This window comes from Candidatus Tisiphia endosymbiont of Metellina segmentata (assembly GCF_964030715.1).
Classification (GTDB): Bacteria; Pseudomonadota; Alphaproteobacteria; order Rickettsiales; family Rickettsiaceae; genus Tisiphia.
In genome coordinates this window covers 989,697-1,013,922 of sequence record NZ_OZ034919.1, presented here as the reverse complement: position 1 = coordinate 1,013,922, position 24,226 = coordinate 989,697, and the positions used below count along the sequence as shown (strand labels likewise).

The following is a 24,226-nucleotide window of genomic DNA, read 5'->3' as shown; positions in this document are numbered from 1 at the left end:
TTTTAGAGCATGGCAATTTTTACTATAGTTTTTTTTAAAACCATTTCTGTATTACTGAGTGTAGTAATTGGTTTTTTAGCAGGAAGATATTCTAAAGTTGAGAGAGATAGTATAGCTTCTTTGTTATTCTATTTTATATCTCCTATTGTTTTTTTTGCTATTCCCGCCAGTACTACTTTGACTTTATCAGCATTAAGCGTTACTGTAGTTGTTTTTTTCATTGCCACTTCGTTATCAATATTTTCCTACTATTTTTTTGGGCGATATTGGCTTGATCATACACGAAACATTATAGCATTATCTGCAGGTACCGCTAATGGTGGTTATTTTATGCTGCCAATAGCCGCTACTCTCTTTGATGATTATGTTTTAAGCATCTATATGATGGCAGTTATAGGAATAAATATTTTCGAATCATCAGTAGGCTTTTATATTTGTGCTAGGAGCTTTGCTAATAGTAGTGAAAGTATCTTGAAGGTTGTAAAGTTACCAATTTTAAACGGTTTTTTACTTGGTTGTTTATTTAGTTTTGCTGGTTTTACTTTACCTGATTTCCTAGATGATTTTATATATAACATGCGGGGGGCATTTTCTATACTTGGTATGGTTATGGTTGGTTTAGCTCTTTCAGCTTTGCAAAAGTTTGAAATAGACATAAAGTTTACTTTAGCTACTTTCATGGCAAAATTTTTATTCTATCCACTAGGGGTTAACATATTTATTCTTTTGGATAAGTTTGTTTTAGGATGGTATGATGAGAATTATTACAATGCTTTAAGGCTTCTTTCAACTGCTCCTATGGCAGCAAACGTAATTGTCATAGCCAGTTTACAAAAATTCTATCCAGAAAAAGTTGCTACCACAGTATTTCTTTCCCTGCTTTTTGGTGTAGTATATATACCAGTTATGGTAACTATATTTTTAAGTGATTTGAATTAATTATTATAGCTAACCTGATTAACGCGAAATTATAGATTGCTTCGTCGCTAATAGCGTCTGTGAATTTGGTGTAATGCTAGTCAGGTTAGCTATAGCACTAATGATATAAAAAAATGATACAAAAATTTATCCAAGTTGGACCTTATATTAATTGGTTAGGCTCACAATATATTCCAGCTCATAAAATAGCTTATCTTGAGTTTGGTGACCCTAATAATGAAAATGTAATAATTTGTACCCATGGTTTAACTAGGAATGCTCATGATTTTGATAAAATCGCTATGGTATTAAGTGATAATTTTCGAGTAATTGCTATAGATTATCCAGGACGTGGGGATAGTGATGTTTTTAAAACGAAAAAGCATTATAATTATCAAGTATATGTAAAAGATACGGTGCTTTTTTTAAAAAAATTAGGTATTAACAACTGTATTTGGCTTGGTACTTCCATGGGTGGAATAATTGGTTATGTGCTAGCTAGTAAATATAAGGAACTTATCAAAGCAATGATTATAAATGATGTAGGACCTTTTATTCCAGCATCTCCTCTAGTTAAAATTGGTCAATATGCAGGTCAAACTCCCTCATTTGTTGATTTAGTTAGTGCCAAGCAACATTTAAAGCTAATATATAGCCAATTCGGTATTAGTAGTGAGGAAGATTGGGATCATCTTACCAAATATAGTTTTATAAAAATCCAAGAGGGAAAATATAAAATGAATTATGATCCTGCCATAGTACAAGGTATGAATGCTAATGCAAATAAGCCAAAAAATGTTGATATATGGACTATATGGAATAAGATTGTTTGTAAATTGTTGGTTATCCACGGGGCTAAATCAGAAATTTTGCAACAATCTACTATTGAGAAGATGAAAGAAACCAAAGATTTTGATTTGTTCGTTGTTGATTATGCTGGTCATGTACCTTCATTAATGACCGATGATCAGATTAGTTATATAAAATCTTGGGTAAATGCTTTGAAAATATAAAAATTTAGGTTGTTATGAATCGTTCTACTAAAGTACTTATTATAGGGTCAGGCCCTGCTGGACTAAGTGCAGCAATCTATACAGCTAGGGCAGCACTAAAACCAATATTATTGCATGGTATGCAGCCAGGTGGGCAGCTAACTATTACTACAGATGTTGAAAATTATCCAGGTTTTGCAGAGCCTATTCAAGGTCCATGGTTAATGGAACAAATGACGCAACAGGCAAAAAATGTTGGTGCAGAAATTATCTATGATTATGTAGAAAAGGTTGATTTTTCAAAAAAACCCTTAGTGGTAACCACCTCGTCTGGTATAATTAGGGCGGACAGCGTTATAATATGTACCGGTGCAGAAGCAAGGTGGCTGAATATTCCTTCCGAAGCACAATTCAAAGGATATGGTGTCTCAGCTTGTGCTACTTGTGATGGTTTTTTTTTCAAGAATCAGGATGTATTAGTTATTGGTGGGGGGAATAGTGCTGTTGAAGAGGCATTATATTTAACTAATCATGCACGTCAGGTGACTATTGTTCATCGTCGGGATAGTTTTAGAGCCGAGAAGATTTTACAAGAGAGATTATTTAGAAATCCCAAAATATCGGTCATTTGGAATCATAGACTGATTGAGGTCATTGGTACTGATAATCCTAAATCGGTTAATTCAGCCAAGCTTGAAAACACTCAAACAGGGGAGCTTAGTTCAATTAATTGTACTGGTATATTCGTAGCAATTGGTCATATGCCGAATACTGGTTTGTTCAAAGGGCAACTAGATATAGATAGTGATAATTATATTATTACTAAACCAAATTCAACGGAAACCAGTGTTAAAGGTGTTTTCGCTGCTGGAGATGTACAAGATAAAATTTTTAGACAAGCAGTTACCGCTGCTGGTACAGGATGTATGGCAGCTTTAGAAGTAGAAAAGTTTTTAAATCATTAAATTAAAATTATGTCTCGTAGTAAAAAAGTGAGTGATAAATTAAATAAGTCAAGAGGATCAAGTGAGTCAAGTATAATTTTGCCTGTTGCTCGAACTTTGCCAGCAAATGTTCAGGCCGAGCAAATGTTAATAGGAGCAATTTTAGTCAACCATGATTACTTAAATACTGTCTCAGAATTCCTAAGACCAGATCATTTTTTTGAGTCGATACATCAAAAGATTTATAATGCTATTGAAGTTATTACCGAAAAAGGCTTAATTGCTACTCCGGTAACGCTTAGAAGCATGTTAGAACGAGACGAATTATTTCAGCAATTAGGTGGCAGTGACTATCTAAATAAGCTGGCTACTCTGTCAATGATGGTAATTAATCCTCTTGATTATGGAAGAATAATCTATGATTTGGCAGTAAGGCGTAATTTAATTCAGATAGGGGAGGAGGTAGTTAATAATGCTTATGACTCCTCTTTAGAATATGATGCAAGTCAACAAATAGAGCATGCAGAGGGTAAACTCTATAACCTTGCTAGTGAAGGAGTTAATGACAAGAGTTTTGTTAAAATTGCTGTTTCTCTCTCGGAGTCCCTTGCCAATATTAACAGAGCAATGAAGAATTCTAATCATGTAATAGGTATTTCTACAGGATTAATTGATTTAGATAAGGAGTTATCAGGTTTTCATAACTCAGATTTAGTTGTCATTGCTGCACGCCCATCAATGGGGAAAACAGCTTTTGCCATAAATCTTGCGATAAATGCTTGTAATTCTATGAAGTTAAAAAATAAGGAACAAGAACAAGATAAGTCAGTAGGTTTTTTCTCTCTTGAAATGTCATCTGAGCAGCTTGCTACTCGTATTCTTTCCATGCATACTGAAATTAACTCGTCTTCGCTACGTACAGGTCATGTGACGGAAGAACATTATAATCGATTACGTAGAGAAGTTATAGATCTGTCAAGCCTACCATTTCTTATTGATGATACGCCAGCTTTATCTATTGCAGCTATTCGTACTAGGGCAAGAAAAATGAAGCGTAAACATAACCTTGGTATATTATTTATAGATTATCTGCAGTTAATTAGAGGGATAAATAAATATGATAATAGAGTAAATGAAATTTCAGAAATTACTCAAGGATTGAAAGCTATAGCCAAAGAATTAAATATTCCAGTAATTGCTTTATCACAATTATCTAGAGCTGTAGAACTTAGAGAAGATAAGAGACCAATGTTATCTGACTTGCGAGAATCTGGGTCTATTGAACAAGATGCGGATATAGTGATGTTTATTTATCGAGAAGAATATTATCTAACTCGTAAAGAGCCTTCTTCAGGTAATGAAGAACATGCAAAGTGGCAAAATAATATAAATCAAGTATATAATATTGCGGATATTATAATAGCAAAACATCGTAATGGTCGTGTTGGTAGCGTAAAACTTCACTATGATGGTCAGTATTCAAAATTTAGTAATTTACAGAAAACACTATAGACCCCCATTCAGGATAAGAATTAGTTAATTCTTATCCCGAATTCGCATTATAGGGATAATAATATGTTCAAGAAACCTTTAATATTTGGTATTGCTGGTACTAGTTTGACTGTGCAAGAAAAGGAATTATTATCAAAAAATTCAATATATGGCTTTATTCTCTTTAAAAGAAATATTGTGGATCGAGAACAGTTACTAAAGTTAGTACAAGATTTAAGAGGCTTATATGACTATAATATATTGATTTTTGTCGATCAGGAGGGAGGCAGGGTTGCAAGGTTGAAGCCACCTATCATAGATATAGAATATCCCCCTGCTGGTGATTTCGGTAGAATATATGATCAAGAAGGTGCAGAGAATGCATATTTAAAAGTTTTTGCAAATTATTCAAGCCTGATGAAGAGTTTAAAAGAATATAGAATAGACTCGCCATGTTGTCCAGTTGCTGATTTGCGTTACCCTTATACTGATAATGCTATTGGAGATCGTAGCTTTGGAGATTCTGTAGTAAAAGTAGTTGGCTTATGTGCAAAAACAATAGAGGCGATAGAAGAGCAGGAAGGCATTGCCATTATTAAGCATATACCAGGGCATGGTCGAGCTACGTGTGATAGTCATTATAAGTTGCCGCGTGTTACCAGTTCGCTTGCTGAATTAAATAATACAGATTTTGAAGTGTTTAGACAACTATCTAAAAATGCTAAGGCAGGATGGGCTATGACAGCTCACATTGTATTTGAGGCTTTAGATACTACCAATCTACCAGTAACTTTATCGCCCACTGCTATAAAATTCATTAGAAATGACATTGGTTTTAAAGGTATGTTAGTTTCAGATGATATTTGTATGCTTGCTCTGCATGGTGAAATTGGAGCTAAATACTCAATAGTTAAAAAACCTCTGACGATTTTTGAAAAGCAGGATTCTACGACTACGATAAGTAATCAAGATTTAGAAAAACTTATTGAATACGGAATTATTAAAGACAAATCCGACCAAACCGGACTAAAAAAATATTTAGTAGAAGAATTCCCAAAACTGAAGGCAGAATTTGTTACAAGTATAGTTGAAGTTGCTAGACAAACTATTGTAGCTGGTTGTGACTTAGTATTACATTGTAGTGGTGATATACAAGAAATGACTGCTGTTTGCAGGGCAGTTTAAAAGTCCCAACTAATGATAGAAAAGTTTGTTTTTTAAAATAGACTTCTTTCGAAACTCTACTTCTGCTGGTGATTTGGACAATGATGCGGTACTCGAATCCGTAACGGAATTAGAGTACGCTGCGGTTCGAGGTAAAGCGTCTCCTTCAAATCCCTCAGCACAAGCGAGTTTCGAAAGAGGTCTAATGCATAAATGTCATTGCGAGAAGCGGCGACGTGGCAATCTTGTGAAGGAGACCTTACTTCATGAAGATTGCCACAGCACCTAACGGTGCTTCGCAATGACGATTTTTTAACTTTCAAGAGTTGTTTTTACAACTCTTGAAAAGAGCAAATAGTAGGATACTTAGTAGGATACTTTATTTTATAACAGTTACAGCTCTACGGTTCTGTGCCCAAGCTGCTTCGTCACAACCCATAACAGCTGGTTTCTCTTTACCGTAAGAGATAGTATCAAGTCTGTTATTATCAATTCCTAGACCAATCAAGTATTTTCGTACAGCTTCTGCTCTTCTTTCACCAAGTGCTAAGTTATACTCTCTTGTGCCTCTTTCATCACAATGTCCTTCAATAGTAGCTTTAGTACAACAATGTTTTTTTAACCAAACGGCTTGTTTATTTAGCTGTTCTTTTGATTTACTTGAAATATCTGATTTATTGAAAGCAAAAAATATCCTATCACCAACATTTCTTTCGAAATCAGCAGCTAAAGAACTTTCCTCGACACTAGGAGTCACCTCCGCTTCTGTCGGTTTCTTTTTAGTACCACACCCAGAAAGCACAAATAGTGCTAAAAAAGCTATTGCAGTTTTTTGTATTAGCATAACAAACTCCTTAATTTAAATAAAGCTATTGATTATATTTGCTTAACAGAAAAAATTGTTAAACATCCTACCTGTGTATTATATATTATCATACTGTTACTTAAAAGCCTAAAATAGTTTTAGCATTAAACTCTTGGATAAATGTGGTAAAAATATCGTATATAGCCGACGTTTAATAATTCAGAACTTAGATAACAACTCCCTTATCATATCTTGTAACTTTCCTACTTTACTTACATCCGTGCCACCAGCCTGGGCTATATTCGCCTGACCACCACCGCCGCTACCGCCAAGGAATACAGACACTTCTTTAGCTAAGTTACCTGCATGTACCTTATTGCTAATTTCTTTACTAACCGCAATAGTAATAGATAATTTACCCTGCAAATCAGGCATACCTATATATACAATCACTAGATTATCTGACTTATCAACTATTCGCTGGGCAGATAAGCGTAATACTTTAGTATCCAAGTTTTGTACTAGTTTATAGAGAAAATTTATACCTGATACACGGATTGATTCTTTGGCAATTTGCTCAATATTCAAATCAAGCATAGAGACCTGAGTAGCTACTAGCTTATCTTCTAATTGTTTTTTACTGGCAATCAGGTTATTTACTTTATCAGTAATTTCATTCTTACCTATTTTTAAGGTTGAAGACAAGTCATCAATTATAGTATCGTTTTGTCTAATTAATTTTAAGGCAAATTCACCACAAACAGCTTCTATCCTTCGAACGCCAGCTGCAACGCTACTTTCGCTAATAATTTTAAATATTCCAATATCACCAGTTCTACTAACATGCGTGCCACCACATAACTCAAGCGAGTTGCCCATTGCCACCACTCTTACTTCAGAATCGTATTTCTCACCAAATAAAGCCATAGCACCTGCCTTAATAGCTTCATCTGTTGACATTAATGTTGTGGTAACCTTAAAATTATCAGTGATAATTTGATTTACCTTATCTTCTATCAATATAACTTCTTGTTTTGTTAGTGGTGTCATATGGCTAATATCAAAACGCAGACGATCATGTGCTACGAGCGATCCTTTTTGTGTTACATGTTTGCCCAGCACTTCATGTAATACTGTATGTAATATATGAGTTGCAGAATGATGAATTCTTAAATTTTTACGGTACTTGACATCAATAGCAAAATCAGCACTATCTCCTGTTTGGATAGCTCCTTCCTGTAAAACACATATATGAGCAATTATTGAACCAAGATATTTTAAAGTATCTATTACTCTAATTTTGCTGCCTGTTGATTTGATAAAGCCTATATCTCCCATCTGTCCACCAGATTCTCCATAAAAAGGAGTTTGATTACTAATTAGAATAAATTGCTCTTCGCTAGTTTCTATATTGTTGACTAACTTATTATCTTTAATTAGAGCTAATATCTTACCTTCTGCCTTATCCAAAGAGTAACCCAAAAATTCAGTACTACCAAATTCGCCTTTAATATCAAACCATATTTGGTCAATTTGTGACTCATTTGAACCTAACCAAGCTTTTCTTGCCCTTTCTTTTTGCTCTTGCATCTTATTATTAAAGCTATCAAGATCAACTGATATCTGTTTACCTTTTAATATGTCTTCAGTTAAATCGAGAGGAAAACCATATGTATCATATAATTTAAAGGCTATCTCTCCTGAAAGTTCTGAATTTTTACTAAGATGCTGTGTTTCATCATCAAGCAGTTTCAGACCTCGTTCAAGAGTTGCTTTAAATCTTAATTCTTCCTGTTCCAAGATACTACGGGTAAAAGGCTCAGCCCTCTTCAGTTCAGGATAAGTTGCACCCATAATATCTACTAATTTTGCTAGCAATCGGTGCATTAAAGGTTCACTGCTACCAAGTATATGGGCATGCCTCATACTTCGACGCATAATACGCCTAAGTACATATCCTCTGCCTTCATTTGACGGCATGACACCATCACTAATTAGAAAGGCACAAGCTCGTAAATGATCAGCAATAACCCGGTAAGAAAATTTTGCTTCCCCTTCTACTTTAACTTTTACTATACTTTCCGTATAAGCAATTATTTCCTTAAATAAATCTATGTCATAATTATCATATACATTTTGCAATACAGCACTAATACGTTCTAGTCCCATGCCGGTATCAACGGATTGTTTAGGTAAGGCAATCCTAGTATTGCTATCCAATTGTTCAAATTGCATAAAGACCATATTCCAAATCTCAATATAGCGATCGCCATCTTGATCTTTTGTACCAGGTAAGCCACCTGGTATCTTCTCTCCATGATCATAGAAAATTTCTGAACATGGTCCACAAGGTCCGGTATCTCCCATTGACCAAAAATTATCATTGGTTGCTATTTTAATAATTCGGTCATCACTTAAATTAGCAATCTTTTTCCAGTAGCTTGCTGCTTCTTCATCAGTATGATAAACAGTTACATATAATTTTTCTTTGGCGATAGCAAATTCCTTGGTTAAGAGATTCCACGCGTAATATATTGCTTGTTCTTTAAAATAATCACCAAAAGAAAAATTACCTAACATTTCAAAGAACGTATGATGTCGTGCAGTATAACCAACATTTTCAAGATCATTATGCTTACCACCAGCCCGTAGTGATTTCTGACTAGTAGTGGCTTTTTGATAGTTTCTAGTTTCCTGACCGGTAAAAACATTTTTAAATTGTACCATCCCGGAATTAACAAACATTAAACTAGGATCATTATGAGGAATTAGGGAACTAGCTGGAACGTGTATATGATTATTTGCAACAAAATAACTTATAAATTTACTTCTAATTTCTTCAGTGGTAAGTTTAGTCATTAGTAATGATCCTTAAAAATTAGACATACTGTAATTGCGTATTAAGCCTTTCTATGGCTTCCAATAAACTTTCTTCTGAGCCAGTTATAGATATTCTTATATGATTCTCTCCGGCTTTACCAAAGGCTGTCCCAGGGACAACCGCAACACGAGTTTTATCTAAAATAAAATTAGCAACAGATTCACTTACAGAATTATTCTGATAGCTATTAGGGATTTTTTTGTATAACGTACTAATGTTAGGAAATAAATACATACCTGAATTTGGAGCTTTATCAAGCTCAAAACCATCAATTTCTTGCAGTGAAGAGAAAAAGCGAGTTAGTTTTTTCTCTAACAGTGATACATTACTTTTGGTCGTATTTATTACCTCTTGATCATTCATTACCTCAACTAGTGCTGTTTGTATCAATGTGTTGACAGCCAAACAATTATAAGTATGAGCCTTTAGTGCTTGTGCAGTAAACTTCTCTGATGCAACTAGCCATCCTACTCTCCAACCAGTAATGCCTAATCTTTTTGAAAAGCTGTTTACAACAATTAAATTATGCATGTTATCACAAAATTTAATTATTGGTATATGAGGTTGTCCTGTAAAGATAAAATCATCAAAAACTTCATCTTGCATAAGATAAATATCTTTTTCTACTATAATTTGGTACAATTTTTTTAATGTTTCTAAAGTATAAACTGTACCCGTTGGATTACACGGAGTATTAATGATGATTAATTTGGTTTTAGGAGTTATGCACTTTAAAATATCGTCAACATCTAATTCAAATCTATTAAGATGTGAAGTAACACTTCTTACAGGTAAACGTCCTAATGAAATAACAATAGGTTCATAAAGCATATAACATGGATCAGGAATTATTACCTCATCTCCTATGTTAGTTGCAGTAAAGATTGTTAACCAAATAGCTTCAGCACAACCGTTAGTAACAAGTATTTGGTTATTTGGTTGCAGCTTAATGTTGTATTTTATCTTGTATCTTTCTGCAATTGTGGTACGTAAAGGGTAAAAACCTCTTGAATCTGCATATTTATTAAGGGTACTATCATTGCTTTCTATTGTAGCCTTTAAACTATTCAAAAGTTTTTCAGGAAGGTTGAAATTTGGATTGCCTACTGTCATATTGATATAACTCTCCTTGCCCCCAATTTTATCTGATATGTCTTTAGAAGGATGGGGGTGAATTATATTCAACAATTTATTCATACTAAACTCTCTTTATTAAATTCACCTCTTCAATTGGGAATTATACTGACTCTACATACTTGCAAATCAAGAGTTATTAAAACTTAGCAATCTCAAATTTGGGGTATAATTTAGGCTCTTAATATTGTAAAATTCTTGAAGAGAGCAGTATTATAGAGAATTTGGGGTGTGGTGTCTACTGCAATAACAACTTTTTTAGTATATAACCGCCATGGTAGTTTAAAAATTATGAAGAGAAAAAAAGATGTCATTACCGCGTAAGCGGGAATGACATTGATTCTATTCCATTACTGTAACTAACCTTTCCGTGCTAGCTATAGTTTAATGCGTATCAGGATGTTCTCCTACTGTGTTAATAACTTCATCAATATGATTATTTGTATGTGTAGTGTTGTCGAGTCCTTTCTTTAGAGTGAATTCATTTGCTGCTTCTTTGAGCTTTAACAATATGTCATGTTGTGGATTTGTTATATTACTTAGAGACTTCACTGTGTGTTGTGTTTCACTAGTTGATCTACTAAGAAGCTCATCGCCAGATGCATAATCAGAATCATTTTCTAGTGATGGAGCATCAAATTTAGACAATAAGTTATTCAATTCATTTACAACTGTAGGTATAGTTGTATACTTATTGTCTAAATTCAGTTCGTCTATTATACGATAAGATACGTCGCTCATATTAAGTATTTGTTTAATAGATACATTTGGATCATTAATGGCATGAATCAAATCTAGACATTTTTTTACTTGTTCTAATTCTTGTTTTTTTGCAGCTAATTTTGTGCATAATGCGTTTAGTTTGAGTTTTTGAGACTTTGGGTCTATATGTGGTATTTCTTTTTCATCTTTAGCATAACTCTTTGTTAACTTTGGGAATTGTGTAGTCAATATCTTTTCAGCGTCTATACTAGTTTTACCAATAAGTTTCTCTTGTATTGCACTAGGTAAACCTATTATTGTGTATATAGCTTTAATGTTTTTTGCTTGCACAGCTGTAAGTATCACCAAAGCATTCTCTACATCCTGTTTTGTAAACCAATAATTTTGTTGTTTAGCCATAATAATATAATCCTCAATTTGTTCAACATATTACTAATAATTGATTTTGTAATACTACAAAATATACTATTCTTACCTAATATAGCTGTATCTATATTTTGTATGCTCATTTTTCAATTATTAAGATCATTAGAATTTTATTAGGTTATCGTCCTTTATAATTCGTTATAATAACCTAACTCAAGGAGAGTATATTTATTATTTAAGAATGTTCAACAAAATATTACAAAAATAAAAATTTATTTTAAAATAATAGTAATTTAAGGTTTTGCACCTAATATCATTCACATAGCCATTATCCGTTTGAAACGGATAATATTATAATTATTCAATAGGATTTAGTATTTTTTTATAGATAAATCATAAAAAAATACTAAATCCGCTTAGTGGAAAGATAATTGCTGTTATAATAGTCTATGTTTAAATATTTAAGTCTAAGTATTAGTTACATGATTAACATATCCAAACTACCTAAACTACAAGTTTTACTAAAAAAACTACATAAATTGGTTGTATATTTTTTATATAAAAGAAATATTATTATTTTAATAGGCGATAAAGGTACATTTCTTTGTGCTTTAATACACGATAAAATTGTGGATACTTTATTTGTTCCTGCTGAAAACCAAGATAATTTAGACTCCTATAAAGAATTTTTTGGTAAATTCAAAAACTATTACGTTTTCTTCTTATTAAACGGTTCTGCATGTGAAGTACGCCATGATATAGTACCTGTACTACATTCAATAGTAAAAACCAATCCTGTAGAAAAGTTTATAGAGGAGTATTTTTCTATAGATGATATAGTTGCTTACAATGTCTATAACATAAATACCAAATATAGTGAGGTGTGGAATACCTTGCTGGTATCTACTCCTTATACCCCACCTTTAAGTAAGTTACTTGAGAATCTTTTGGCAAGTAAGAGGAAAAAGTTTGGTGGGATTTATTTTTTAGCTTTGGAATGGAAAACAATTATAGATAAAATTGTAAAAAATGTTGAAAATAATAAGTATAGTGAATATTTACAAATTTTTGTATGTATTTTAAGTACAAACGGTATTAAACTTGTTGTTAAACATCAAGGTAATATAATCTCAATTCAAACATTTGATTATCCAGCTGATAAGTCAGCCTTATATATTCAAGGTATAATTGAACAAGAAGTGGAAGATTGTTTGATATCTTGTAAAAGCTATATTGATAGTTTAACCCTTAAAGTTTGTATAATTCTTATAGTAGACCAAAGTCTAAAGTTGTTATTAGAACAATCCAGTTTTGGTGAACATCCAGTAATATGTAAGTCTAGCAGTGTATTAGGTGATAATAGCAAATTTTCAGATGCAATGGTTGTCAAGTTATTTAATGAACAAAAAAGCTTTCTAGCCTCTAACAAATATTTAGAATCCATAGCTAAACTCAATATTATCAGTTCTTTAATTTTCAAACCATTTATCACTATAATAATAGTATTGATATTTGCTGCATGTGCTATCAAAATTAAAACCGTAGCAAATTACAGAAAATTGGATCTTTTAAATTCACACTATTTTAGTGCTGAACAAGATTATTATAATGTTAAGCAAGCCTATCCATATATTCAAAATACCACTAATTTAGCTGATTTATACGTATTTGAAGCATTATTGCAAATCCCCGTACCAACGCCATTTGACTCGTTAGAAAAGTTTTTAACAAATTTACCACCTAATCTGCACCTAGAGGAGATTAAATGGCAAAGGTCGGATCTAGATAATACGTTATTATCATCTAATCAGTATATAAAAATCGAGATATTATTAAAATTTATCGTTAGTGATATGCTAGTTGAAGATGCTACTCAGCTCTTAAAACAAGAAATTGCAAATTTTAGTAAAATATTTAGCAATATGGATATTAATTTTATGATATTTACTGATCAAATATTAGAGTTACCTAATAGAGTAGTAATACCTGCTGAGGTTATTATTACTAAGAAAAAAGGATAAGAGATGCTTAAAAATTTTATTGTTCATCTAAAAAATGTTATATTCTTTAAGTTTATTATGTGTTGTCTGTGTATTTCTACTATTTTATGGTTGCTGCAAAGTATTAATAAAGATTATATGGAATCAATTGCCAAGAATCAAAATATAGAAGAATCTCTAGCTCAAGAAACGTTAAAGTTGTATTCTATAATAAATTCCAAACATAAAATACTAGAAACTTATGCAAGATATTCAAAACTATTATCTATTTCTGCTAGACAAAATTGTTTAGAACGAGCAAGGTTAATAACAACAATTGATAGTTTCTCAAAAAAATACAACTTAAATGAGCCTATTACTATATCAATTAAACAAGAATTCTTAAGTGGTATTAACCCAATGGTGGGAACAAAGCAGGATACTATAAGGATAAAGAATTATGATGTTTACATAAGATTTGCCACTAAAGATTTTGCAACTTTCTTGACAATTATAAGAGAAATCTATTCTTGTATGCCGGAGAATACTATTGTACTATCTATAGACATAAAGAAAGAAGATGTATTAGAACCTAAGGTTGTTTATAAACTATCAACAGAAAGAACACCTGATATGATATTTACAAAACTTAACATGCGTATAAGAGAAATAACGGCAAATAAGTAATTGTAATCTCAAGTAGTTATCGTATATTGTTTATAACAAAATTATTAATAAATCTTAGAGAAATATATGAATATTGTTGTAAAAAAGTTAGTAAGAGTTATCATTATTTTAAATATTATTTTTATTGCAGAAGTGACGATGGCTAGTAACTCCTCATCAAAAGAAACAAAAGATTATATCGCTACTAGTCAATATTACCATAATTTGATATCCAGTAACGATATGGCAGAGCTTAATATGTTTTTAAGTTTATTACCCAAAGGAGGGGAGCTTCATCATCATTTTAGTGGAGCTATATATGCAGAAAATTATTTAGATCTTATTAATAAGGCTGGTTTTTGTATAGATAAAAATAGCTATCACGTGCAAAAAAATAAACCAAATAAACTAAATAAAACATGCCTTAGTATTACTGCTCTCCAAGATAATTATGATCTATATACCGCTCTTTTAAGTCGCTGGTCATATGGTAGATTCTTTTACGATCATAACTGTACTCAAGAAGATGGATTAAAACATTTCTTTAATGTTTTTGGATATGTAGCTCCAATAGAAGCGGTAGATGTTAAAAGTAGTTTGACTTTGTTAAAGGCAAGAGCTAAATCAGAAAATATCCAATATATTGAAACTATATTATTCCCATCTCCAACTAGTGATAATCCTGCTCTTGATAAGATTAACCAACTAACAAGTAATACAGATGATACTACTACCAATAGCGTTTTAAGCCAGGCTGTTGATGTTTTAGATAAAGATAGCATTATACAAAATGAAATCGCTCAAAATTTACGTGAAATCGTATCTAACTCCAAAGATATTGATGATGATGATTTTAGTATGCGATTTCAACCATATGTAGTACGTTTCAACAACCCATCGCTGATATTTTCTGGATTATATTCAGCGTTTTTAATGGTCAAAAATAATAGCAAATTTGTTGGAGTTAACATTGTTGGTAATTAGGCTCATCCTATTGCTTTACGTGATTATAAGTTGCATATGAAAATGTTTCGTTTCTTAAAACAAAGATTTCCTAACGTAAAATTGTCGCTGCACGCGGGAGAGATTACTTTAGGTCAAGTTACTCCTGAAGAATTGAGTTATCATATTAATGATGCGGTTAATGTGGCAGAGGCAAACCGTATAGGACATGGTGTCGATATTATGTACGAATCTAACCCCTACCAATTAATAAATACATTATTAAACAAAAATATACTTGTAGAAATTAATTTGACTAGTAATGAAGCGTTAGGAGTACAAGGTGATGATCATCCAGTGAGACTTTATATGCGGTATGGAGTACCAATTGCAATTTCTACTGATGATCCAGGGGTGTCATGTAATAATTTAACAGATGAATATTTAAAATTTGTCACTCGCTATAAACCATCTTATGATAAGCTAAAAGAAATAGTGTCTAATAGTATTAAATATTCTTTCTTAACAGAAGATGAAAAAACTAAGCAAATTGACTTACTAAATAAAAAATTTATTTTTTTTGAGGATACGATAGCTTCATTTGTAAAAAAACACTCTCATGTTAAAAAATAAAGAGCCAAAGACTAATGAACATCTTTAGCAGTATAAACATTTCTATATGTAAAAAAAGAATAAGTGAAGAGTTATTTAATAATATAACAAAACATGCATGTTTAACACTTGCTAATATAATAGCTATTGATTACGAAATTAGACTTAAATCAACACCTGAGATTGATGTCCATATAAGTAATTGTATTGGTAAATTAAGAGTTTTTCTCGGTCAGAAAGTTATTACGGATGATAGTTTTTCAACAGTTTTAATGTTATTTTCAGTAGCAATCTCGCCTGATGCAGTAGAATATCAAGATGGAGATAATATTCTAAACAAATCAGAAGATATAATAATTGATACACTAATAAGTACAAATTTTGGTAAGGCAAATTCTGAAGAGAGAAAAGTAATAAAACAAGTGTTAAAAGATTTACTGGCAGCAAGGAATAGTTATGAATTAACAAATTTTATACAGCTTGAACCAGAAATATTTTGTACAACGGTAATGCATGCGGTAAAAAAATATCGAAACCCAAAGGAGGTCAGCACTAATGCTAGATTAGAAATTAATAGAATATTAAATGTTGCAGTAAAACATAATAAGAAAATTGAAATATTTAAACAAGCAACTAGTAAAATTATAACTGCTATTTCTGTTCTAGCAGTTGGGGCTATCAGTGTTGCAACAGCTGGTGCCACATTTGCTTTTATGGTAGTACCAGCTTCTATTCTAGCAATAGAATATGCTCCCAAAATCGGCGAAAAAATTGGCGGGGTAATTCTGAGTCAGGATAAATCCATGAGTGTGCAAGAAGAAAAAATTACCGCTCTAAAAACTAATTTATGGAAAAATAATAAGGAATTCTTGTCTCAACAGCGAGTAGTAGAGCATAATGTATCCATGCAAAAATTAGATAGTCAAATAAAGTCGGTAGTCAATCTAAAATCTAACAAATTAAATATAATAAAAGATCAGGTATCGGTTAACTTACCTAGTAAAAAGTCTTTACAAAATAACAAAAATAGTAAATCTTCAGGACAAATTAAACAAAGGTAACAATATGCTAGTAACTTGGATTCTCCTTATATTTGCAGGATTATTTGAGGTAGGTTTCTCTATATCGCTGAAGTTGTCAGAGGGTTTTACCAAAGTAAAACCCATTATAGCTTTTATTATTTTTTCTATATTGAGTTTTGTTTGTCTAAGTAAAACTCTAGATAAACTTCCTCTTGGTACTGCTTATCTTATATGGACTGGTATCGGAGCTGTAGGAACAGTAATAGTAGGGATGGTGTGTTTTAACGAGCCATACTCTGCCATGCGAGTTTTCTTTATTACGACTATGGTAATTTCTATGATAGGGCTTAAGTTGTCTTAAACTTATGATCAGGCTTATTTATCCTAAATTTTGGTACACCAAGAACATTATAGCATATTTATTATTACCACTAAGTTGGTTATATCTTTTTGCTAGTTATTTAAGAAAAATAATTGCACGTCCTATAATATTTCCTTGTAAAGTAATTTGTGTCGGTAATATAAGCATTGGAGGTACTGGTAAAACTCAAATAGTGATCTTCCTTGCGAAAATGTTGAAGGCTATTAATATTGATTTTATAATTATTACTAAAGGTTATGGCAGTAAACTGAAAACGGCGTTGTTAGTTGAACCACATCATACAGCACTAGATGTCGGAGATGAAGCAGTAATGCTATTAAAATATGGTAAAGTCATAGCTAGCAAAAAAATTCAATATATACTGCCTTTTATACAGAGAATTAAGCCAAAGGTGATTATAGTAGATGATGCAATGCAGAATCCTAATTTTTATAAGGATATTGTTATTCTGTCAGTTGATGCTGACAGGTTATTTGGCAACGAATTGTTAATTCCAGCCGGTCCTTTGCGTGAGTATCCTAAACAAGCTATTGAAAAAACGGATATAGTCATTCTTGTCGGTTCGAGTAATAGACTTCTTGCAGAATTCGCTGCTGTTGAGGAATTTATAGGAGACACGGAACGGAAAACCGCAGCGTACTCTAGTGTACGTGAGGATTTGAGTACCGGATCGACGTATAAATTACCAACAGAAGTAGAATTCTGCAAGAAGTCTAATGTTGCTCCTTTTCTCTTACATAAGGAGCTTCCCTTTTTTCAAGCCCAAATAGTTCCAACTATAGACATAGATAAAACAAAGAGATATTTTGCCTTTAGTGGTATAGGTAATCCTGAACGGTTTTTTTCTACATTAGAAAATTATGGATTGCAGTTAGTAGGTAATAAAATTTTTCCGGACCATCATCAATATCGTGAAGAAGATTTAGACTATTTAAAAGAACAATCAGAAAAATCTAATTCTCTTCTAATAACAACTAGAAAAGATTACGTAAAAATATGTGATACTGACTTGTCAGTAATATGTTGTGATGTACATTTATTACTAAATAATCAAAAATTATTAGCAGATTTAATATATGAAAAAATTCTTTAAAAATATTAAGTATTTGCTTGAGTATTTTTTCGTTTTAATAGTACTAAAGATATTAGGAACATTTGGTATCGACAAATCTGTACAAATTTGTCGGTATATAGCAAGGAAAATAGGTCCTCTATTGCCAGTCAATAAAATTGCAAAAGAAAATATTCAAAATATTTTTGGCAAGAATCAGACAAATGGTCTAAGCATGGAGACTCAAGTAACCATTGATCAAGTATGGGATAATTTTAGCAGTTTTATAGGAGAATTTCCATATGTTAATAATATGTCAGAGGAAGAATTATCTAGAAGGGTAGAAATAATCGGACTTGATAATATAATAGAATTTCAGAAATCACAGCAACCTTTCGTATTATTTACAGGACATTTTGCTAATTGGGATTTTGCACTTAAAATTATAAATAAATTTTATCCTAAATTTGCTATTATCTATCGTAAATTAAATAATCCTTATATTGATAAGCTGATTAATGATAGGCGTAAAACTAGTGATATAAAGCTAATTCCAAAAGGAGAAAAGGGTGCAAGAGATCTCATATCTGCAATCAAATCAGGATACGCAATTGGCATGCTTGTAGATCAAAAAATGAATAATGGCATTGAAGTACCATTTTTAGACCGACCGGCCATGACTGCTCACGCAATTGCTAAAATTGCCTTGCAATTCGGCTACCCGATTATACCATTACAAGTGGTTCGCACTAATAGTAATAACAGTTATTTTAAAGCTATTATCCATCCACCAATACAATTACAAAAAACTAATAATAGTAAAACAGATTGTTATAATATAATGTTTACCATTAACCAAATTTTAGGTAATTGGGTTAAAGAAAATCCAGGCCAATGGTTTTGGTTTCATAATAGATGGAAGAAGAATAACTATGCCCCAAATGACAAAATCTGCAAATAATAACATGTAGCCGAAAATGTAAATTTAATAAGTACTGGCTAAAAGTTTTTTTGCAAAAAAAGTATGGCTAAAAACCATATAGTAATCAAACATATCCAAAGCCCACCTCTAATGTCATATGTACGCTTGATTAGGATTTTTAGAGCATCTTCAGTTTTTTTAGCTTCTCTTATACACTCTGATCTCATGGCAACTATGTAACCTGATATAGTCATAATCTTGCTATATAGTTGTTTTAGATCTTTATCATTAAAATCATTTTGCATAAAACCCTCTTACTATGATTGTAGGCAAAATATTTCTATTCATTATTAGATAGGGTAGTTGAGGTTGCATTTTTAAAAAGAAAGTTGCTAAATAAGCAAGAATAAATTTGATTACTGAGCAAATATTGTATATATTCATAAGGCATTTCCTTTTATGATTGAGGTTTTGTGCTTAACTAACATTTAGTATTATTTCGTTTTTATTCAACTTACCTATATTTGTAGTAGTTGAATTTATGTACTGAATAGTTTTAGTTTTTAAAGTTTATCTTACTAAATAATTCCTTGGTTCATTTAGTAAGATAAACAACTTTACTGTGACAATTTTTTGTTGTCAAGAAAAAACCGTTTTTCACGGATCAATTTTATAAAAAAAATATTTACAATGGGCTGGATTGAAAATATAAAAGAATTCCTTCGGGATAAAATGGAAGAAAAACAACTGAAGGCGAGTGATCTTGCTGGACTTGCGGGCATTCCTACGACTACTATGAGAGGGATGTTGAGTAATCGACGTCCTGAAATAAAAAACATAATCAAACTTGCAAATTATTTTGACTGCTCTGTTGATGAAGTCCTAGTTAGAAAGAGATTTGGGCTTCAAGAAAAACAAGAATATATGCAACTATCTCCAGAAGCATTAAGTGCTAATTTGAAGAGTTTTATCACCGAAAAGATGAATAAAAACCAAATGACTCAATACGAATTAGGAGTAGAAGTTAGTGATAGTCCAGACAGCATTCGAGCTTTTTTAAGAGAAGATGATAATAAGCAAAAAATGCTAAGTACTGGATCAGTTATAGCTATTGCTGATTATTTTGACTGCTCTATTGATGAAATGCTAGGTAGAACTTTGCAGCTTGGAAGAGAGAAGCAGGTAGACAGATCTTTAGATAGCTTAAAAACATTGAGTCCTGAAGTTCTAAAAGCTGCTCAACTGATTGGGAAATCTATTGCAAGTGATATATCACCTAAAGCTCTGACTACAGATAATGTTGCTCCCAGCCATGTGAGTTCTTTAATTAAGAAATCGCCTAATAGGAGTAGAGGGTGATAAATCTCTTTCGATGATAATTTAATGCAAGAACGTATTAGCAATATTAGGGGTCTTTTCGCTAAGTATAAAATAGATGCCTATATAGTACCGTCTAATGATCAATATCTTAGCGAGTATGTTCATGAAAGTGCTAAACGACTGCAATATATGACTAACTTTAGTGGGTCAAATGGTATTGTGGTGATCTGCAAAAATAATGTTATATTTTTCACAGATGGTCGTTATCTAGAACAAAGTAAGTGTGAACTAGATCCAAAAATTTTTGATATTAAAGATTTACCCTATTTCCCTTGGGATGATTATTTAGGTAATGATGGTATATTAGGATATGATGCGAAACTCTTCACTAATGTTAAGTTAAAAATATTTTCTAAAATAAAGCCTCGTTTACATAAAGTATCTAATAATTTAGTAGATCAAATTTGGCGTAATAGACCAGCTGAGCCATCATCAAAAATATATATTTATGATGATAAGTTTGCTGGTCAATCGTATAGTGATAAAATTACCATGTGTCGTAATCTACTCACTAAATATTCTGCAGATACCATGATTGTTACTGCAGCAGATTCAATATGCTGGTTATTAAATCTCAGAGCAAGTGACATTCCATATTCACCATTGATGCTTGGTATAGTCCTAATCACTAAGAACCAACTATATTTATTTATTAATCCAAATAGGGTAGACCAAGATATTATACTTGCTCGTCCTCATGTAACTATATTACCTTCTGCACAATTTGCTGATATATTGAGTCAAGCTAATAAAGTCCTAATTGACGAAAACTTCACTTCCAATTATATCATAGATTTGCTAAGCACTAAGATAATAGAAAAAATAAATGATCCTTGTCAATTAGCTAAAGCCCGTAAAAACGATATTGAAATTAACCATGCAATTAATTCCCATATTAAGGATGCGGTAGCACTATGCGAATTCTTTGCATATTTATTCGAACTACCAAATTTGCAAGATCAAACTGAATATGATTTAGGAGTAATATTAACAGAGTTTAGATTTAAGCAAGATCAATATGTTATGGATAGCTTCCCGACTATATGTGGCTTTAAGGAAAATAGTGCTATAATTCATTACCGAGCAACAAGCACAGGGGCAAAGAAAATCTTAGGTAAAGGCATATTATTAATTGATTCTGGTGGGCAATATAAAGGTTGTACTACTGATGTAACTAGGACTTTTGCTATAGGTGGGTAATCCCCTAGCAAAGAACAAAAATTACGTTATACTCAAGTTCTTAAGGGGCATATTGCTTTGTCGATGATTAAGTTTCCAGTTAATCTTATTACTGGAGGTAATTTAGATGTGCTAGCTAGGCAGTTTTTATGGAGAGATGGACAAGATTACCCACATGGTACAGGTCATGGTGTTGGTAGCTTCTTAAGTGTTCATGAAGGACCATAAAATATTAGTTTACGCAGTAACATTATTCTAGAACCTAGTATGATTGTATCCAACGAGCCAGGTTATTATAAAACAAACGAATTTGGTATTAGAATAGAAAATCTGATGTATGTCAAAAATGCTTCACAGGATGAAAATTATCTAGAGTTTGATACTCTCACCCTTGTTCCTTATGCAAAAGATTTAATAGATCGCAGAATACTAAATGCAGATGAGATAAATTATATAAAACAATACTATCAAAAAATTAAACAACAAGTTTATCCTCTACTTTCAATTAGAGGACAGAAATGGTTAAGTAATCAATTACTTTTCTAGCTTGTTGATTTCTTCAATACTCAAACCGGTAATCTTGGCTATATACTCAGACGTCATATTTTCTTTAAGTAAAATTTTAGCTATAGCTATAGCTTTTTTCTTTTCGCCTCTAGCCTCGCCTCTAGCTTCACCTCTAGTTTCAGCAGCTTTTTCAGCTTGTTCGATTTTGAACTGCTCTACCGCTAGATTATCTAGTTGAGTTTTGGTTATATGATCATAGGTATTTAACTCTTCTTCCGTCCAAGAGGCTTGATCTATTGCTTGGAAAGCTCTTTTAATGATAATATCGTGACCAATTAAATGCTCCATTTCTACTAAAGTACTATGATGGGCATGTTTAAAGAAATACATCCATTTTTCTTCAATATTCTCTAACTGATCAATGGTTTTATGGAATTTTTTTAGTTCAGCAAAGATGAAGTAAAAATCCTTAAGATCATGCTCATAACTTTTGGAATCTAACAATCTATGGGTTGATTTCCAATCTTTCTTGTCAGGAAACATGATAAAATCAGCAATAGCCAAAAATATTACCCCTTTAAGCTTAGCATATACTGCTAATTTTTTATGATTTTCATCTTCTTTAAGTATTTGCTGTGAATAGGCTTTAGCCGCATAAAATTGAGCTCTTTTCTCAAATCCCTTATGTTCGCCAACCTGCATTTCAACAATTACTTGCGTGCCATTTTGGTCTTTACACAAAACATCTACTATAGATTGCCGATATGCTGCAATAGCAGGGTCTTGGATGGTTTTAAGAAAACTAACCTCAATAATTTGATCTTTTCCCTGATATCCCAAAATATCATTAAGGAAGTGAATTAATATATCTTTATTTTTCTCTGTACCAAAGATTTGCTTAAAGCAAAAATCATTTTTTGGATCAAGAAAACGGGAAATAGCCATAATAAATAACTTAAATATATATGATACTCATTGGTAGTATAGCAAAAAAATTCTCAAGCACTAAGTAATATACGATAATTTTTTTAAGCTATCGATAAATAATGCTTGTATACTCGGTGAACTTCAAGAATTGGCGTCGTCATGTCTAAAGATATCCGCTGCTCCGTTACTCATGTACGCTACGCTGCTCGACTTTGCTACTGTCTAGCTCTTCTTGAAGTTATACTATCGTCTACCAACTCTTCATTTACGAGCAGTATACCAAGAAGCTACTTAAAAGACATATTTTACAACTTATACATTAGCTAGTCAATTAAAAATTGTACCTAAGATTGAAATAATTATAACATTTTTTCAATTTTCAAAAAACTTGGTTAAGAAACTCATTAGGTTCTATGGAGGTTGTTATTTAATTTTGTAGATTTAGTTGACTTTTTATTATTGAATACACCATACTAAATCTCAATTGGTCCAGTAGTTAAACCATTAACAAACTGTTGCAAGTAAGGATTATCACTATTTTTTATTTCATCTTTTTTACCAAACCATAAAATCTTCCCTTTATAAATCATAGCAACCTCTTTAGCTATCATATAAGCACTATTCATATCATGAGTTATGGTGATGGTAGTAGCCTTTAGCTCTTCTTGAACTTTAATTATTAATTCATTGATGACATTAGCCATTATAGGGTCAAGACCGGTAGTTGGTTCATCAAGGAAAAGAATCAACGGATCGCCACAAATAGCCCTAGCTAAAGATACTCGCTTTTGCATACCTCCGGAAAGCTCAGATGGATAAAGACCCAGTATTTTTTTAGACAAACCTACAGAATTAAGTTTAGATGCAGCTAACTCTTCTTTATTTTTTGGAGATAATTTATACAGTTTTTCAGTAAAGAATGTAATATTATCTTGAATAGTTAAAGAATCAAAAAGAGCTCCCCCCTGAAATAGAAACCCCATGGTTTCCATCATTTTAAATCTATCTTTACTTGAAATATTTACAGTTTCCACTTCATCAATAACTATACTACCCTCATCAGGCTGAATTAAACCAACTATAGTCTTTATTAACACTGATTTACCAGTTCCTGATCCCCCAAGAATTACTATTGAACTATTCCGTTTTATATCTAAGTCTATACTATCAAGTACCTTATGATCGCCGAAAGATTTATATAATGAACGTATTTTTATTTTTGATTCATCCATAATCTAT

Annotated in this window: 21 protein-coding genes and 1 pseudogene; 15 read left to right on the top strand and 7 right to left on the bottom strand. The window is 32.0% G+C overall.

Features of this window, described 5'->3' with window-relative positions:
• Positions 1-9 precede the first annotated feature (9 nt).
• From AAHM80_RS05175 to AAHM80_RS05155, 5 genes are all read left to right on the top strand, one after another.
• Complete coding sequence (locus tag AAHM80_RS05175; protein WP_341747269.1) at positions 10-939, top strand: AEC family transporter; 930 nt, start codon at positions 10-12, stop codon at positions 937-939.
• Between the two features lie 113 nt (positions 940-1,052).
• Positions 1,053-1,931: an alpha/beta hydrolase gene (locus AAHM80_RS05170; protein WP_342259488.1), complete on the top strand. Its 879-nt coding sequence runs from the start codon at positions 1,053-1,055 to the stop codon at positions 1,929-1,931.
• A 14-nt stretch (positions 1,932-1,945) separates the two neighbouring features.
• On the top strand, positions 1,946-2,875 hold the full coding sequence (gene trxB / locus AAHM80_RS05165) for a thioredoxin-disulfide reductase (RefSeq protein WP_341747270.1): 930 nt from the start codon (positions 1,946-1,948) through the stop codon (positions 2,873-2,875).
• A 9-nt stretch (positions 2,876-2,884) separates the two neighbouring features.
• Complete coding sequence (locus AAHM80_RS05160) at positions 2,885-4,366, top strand: replicative DNA helicase (RefSeq protein ID WP_342259487.1); 1,482 nt, start codon at positions 2,885-2,887, stop codon at positions 4,364-4,366.
• A gap of 63 nt (positions 4,367-4,429) precedes the next feature.
• Positions 4,430-5,530 carry a glycoside hydrolase family 3 N-terminal domain-containing protein gene (locus tag AAHM80_RS05155; protein ID WP_342259486.1) on the top strand — a complete coding sequence of 367 codons (1,101 nt, stop codon included), beginning with the start codon at positions 4,430-4,432 and terminating at the stop codon, positions 5,528-5,530.
• A 358-nt stretch (positions 5,531-5,888) separates the two neighbouring features.
• On the opposite strand, the gene pal is transcribed toward AAHM80_RS05155, so the two are convergent.
• The 4 genes from pal to AAHM80_RS05130 form a co-directional block, all read right to left on the bottom strand.
• Positions 5,889-6,353 carry a peptidoglycan-associated lipoprotein Pal gene (pal, locus tag AAHM80_RS05145; protein WP_342259485.1) on the bottom strand — a complete coding sequence of 155 codons (465 nt, stop codon included), beginning with the start codon at positions 6,351-6,353 and terminating at the stop codon, positions 5,889-5,891.
• Between the two features lie 180 nt (positions 6,354-6,533).
• Positions 6,534-9,173, bottom strand: a complete 2,640-nt coding sequence (gene alaS, locus AAHM80_RS05140) for an alanine--tRNA ligase (RefSeq protein ID WP_342259484.1) — start codon at positions 9,171-9,173, stop codon at positions 6,534-6,536.
• Positions 9,174-9,192: 19 nt separating this feature from the next.
• Complete coding sequence (locus AAHM80_RS05135; protein ID WP_342259483.1) at positions 9,193-10,392, bottom strand: pyridoxal phosphate-dependent aminotransferase; 1,200 nt, start codon at positions 10,390-10,392, stop codon at positions 9,193-9,195.
• 321 nt (positions 10,393-10,713) lie between these two features.
• Positions 10,714-11,451, bottom strand: coding sequence for a hypothetical protein (locus tag AAHM80_RS05130; protein ID WP_342259482.1), 738 nt, complete (start codon positions 11,449-11,451; stop codon positions 10,714-10,716).
• A gap of 416 nt (positions 11,452-11,867) precedes the next feature.
• Between AAHM80_RS05130 and AAHM80_RS05125 the strand changes: the two genes are divergently transcribed.
• The 8 genes from AAHM80_RS05125 (at position 11,868) to AAHM80_RS05090 (ending at position 19,033) form a co-directional block, all read left to right on the top strand.
• Positions 11,868-13,439: a hypothetical protein gene (locus tag AAHM80_RS05125; RefSeq protein ID WP_342259481.1), complete on the top strand. Its 1,572-nt coding sequence runs from the start codon at positions 11,868-11,870 to the stop codon at positions 13,437-13,439.
• Positions 13,440-13,442: 3 nt separating this feature from the next.
• A complete protein-coding gene (locus AAHM80_RS05120; RefSeq protein ID WP_341755088.1) occupies positions 13,443-14,084 on the top strand; it encodes a hypothetical protein in 642 nt (213 codons plus the stop codon).
• 66 nt (positions 14,085-14,150) lie between these two features.
• Complete coding sequence (locus tag AAHM80_RS05115) at positions 14,151-15,047, top strand: hypothetical protein (protein ID WP_342259480.1); 897 nt, start codon at positions 14,151-14,153, stop codon at positions 15,045-15,047.
• A gap of 42 nt (positions 15,048-15,089) precedes the next feature.
• Positions 15,090-15,638, top strand: a complete 549-nt coding sequence (locus AAHM80_RS05110; protein WP_342259479.1) for a hypothetical protein — start codon at positions 15,090-15,092, stop codon at positions 15,636-15,638.
• A 14-nt stretch (positions 15,639-15,652) separates the two neighbouring features.
• On the top strand, positions 15,653-16,678 hold the full coding sequence (locus AAHM80_RS05105; protein ID WP_342259478.1) for an RP853 family protein: 1,026 nt from the start codon (positions 15,653-15,655) through the stop codon (positions 16,676-16,678).
• Positions 16,679-16,682: 4 nt separating this feature from the next.
• Positions 16,683-17,000 (top strand): multidrug efflux SMR transporter, encoded by a 318-nt coding sequence (locus AAHM80_RS05100; RefSeq protein WP_341755091.1) that lies wholly within the window; start codon positions 16,683-16,685, stop codon positions 16,998-17,000.
• Between the two features lie 4 nt (positions 17,001-17,004).
• Positions 17,005-18,114, top strand: coding sequence for a tetraacyldisaccharide 4'-kinase (lpxK, locus tag AAHM80_RS05095; protein ID WP_342259477.1), 1,110 nt, complete (start codon positions 17,005-17,007; stop codon positions 18,112-18,114).
• On the top strand, positions 18,098-19,033 hold the full coding sequence (locus AAHM80_RS05090) for a lipid A biosynthesis lauroyl acyltransferase (RefSeq protein WP_342259476.1): 936 nt from the start codon (positions 18,098-18,100) through the stop codon (positions 19,031-19,033). The genes lpxK and AAHM80_RS05090 overlap by 17 nt, the downstream gene beginning before the upstream one ends.
• Before the next feature lie 38 nt (positions 19,034-19,071).
• Here the strand turns inward: AAHM80_RS05090 and AAHM80_RS05085 are convergent, their stop codons facing one another.
• A complete protein-coding gene (locus AAHM80_RS05085; RefSeq protein WP_341747284.1) occupies positions 19,072-19,299 on the bottom strand; it encodes a hypothetical protein in 228 nt (75 codons plus the stop codon).
• Between the two features lie 385 nt (positions 19,300-19,684).
• On the opposite strand from AAHM80_RS05085, the gene AAHM80_RS05080 reads away from it, so the two are divergent.
• Together AAHM80_RS05080 and AAHM80_RS05075 are read left to right on the top strand one after the other, a co-directional pair.
• A complete protein-coding gene (locus AAHM80_RS05080; RefSeq protein ID WP_342259475.1) occupies positions 19,685-20,353 on the top strand; it encodes a helix-turn-helix transcriptional regulator in 669 nt (222 codons plus the stop codon).
• A 24-nt stretch (positions 20,354-20,377) separates the two neighbouring features.
• Positions 20,378-22,099 (top strand): annotated as a pseudogene (locus tag AAHM80_RS05075) (M24 family metallopeptidase).
• Here AAHM80_RS05075 and AAHM80_RS05070 read toward each other — a convergent pair.
• Positions 22,088-23,005, bottom strand: coding sequence for an Rpn family recombination-promoting nuclease/putative transposase (locus AAHM80_RS05070; protein WP_342259474.1), 918 nt, complete (start codon positions 23,003-23,005; stop codon positions 22,088-22,090). The pseudogene AAHM80_RS05075 and the gene AAHM80_RS05070 overlap by 12 nt on opposite strands.
• A gap of 455 nt (positions 23,006-23,460) precedes the next feature.
• On the bottom strand, positions 23,461-24,219 hold the full coding sequence (locus AAHM80_RS05065) for an ABC transporter ATP-binding protein (protein WP_342259473.1): 759 nt from the start codon (positions 24,217-24,219) through the stop codon (positions 23,461-23,463).
• Positions 24,220-24,226 lie beyond the last annotated feature (7 nt).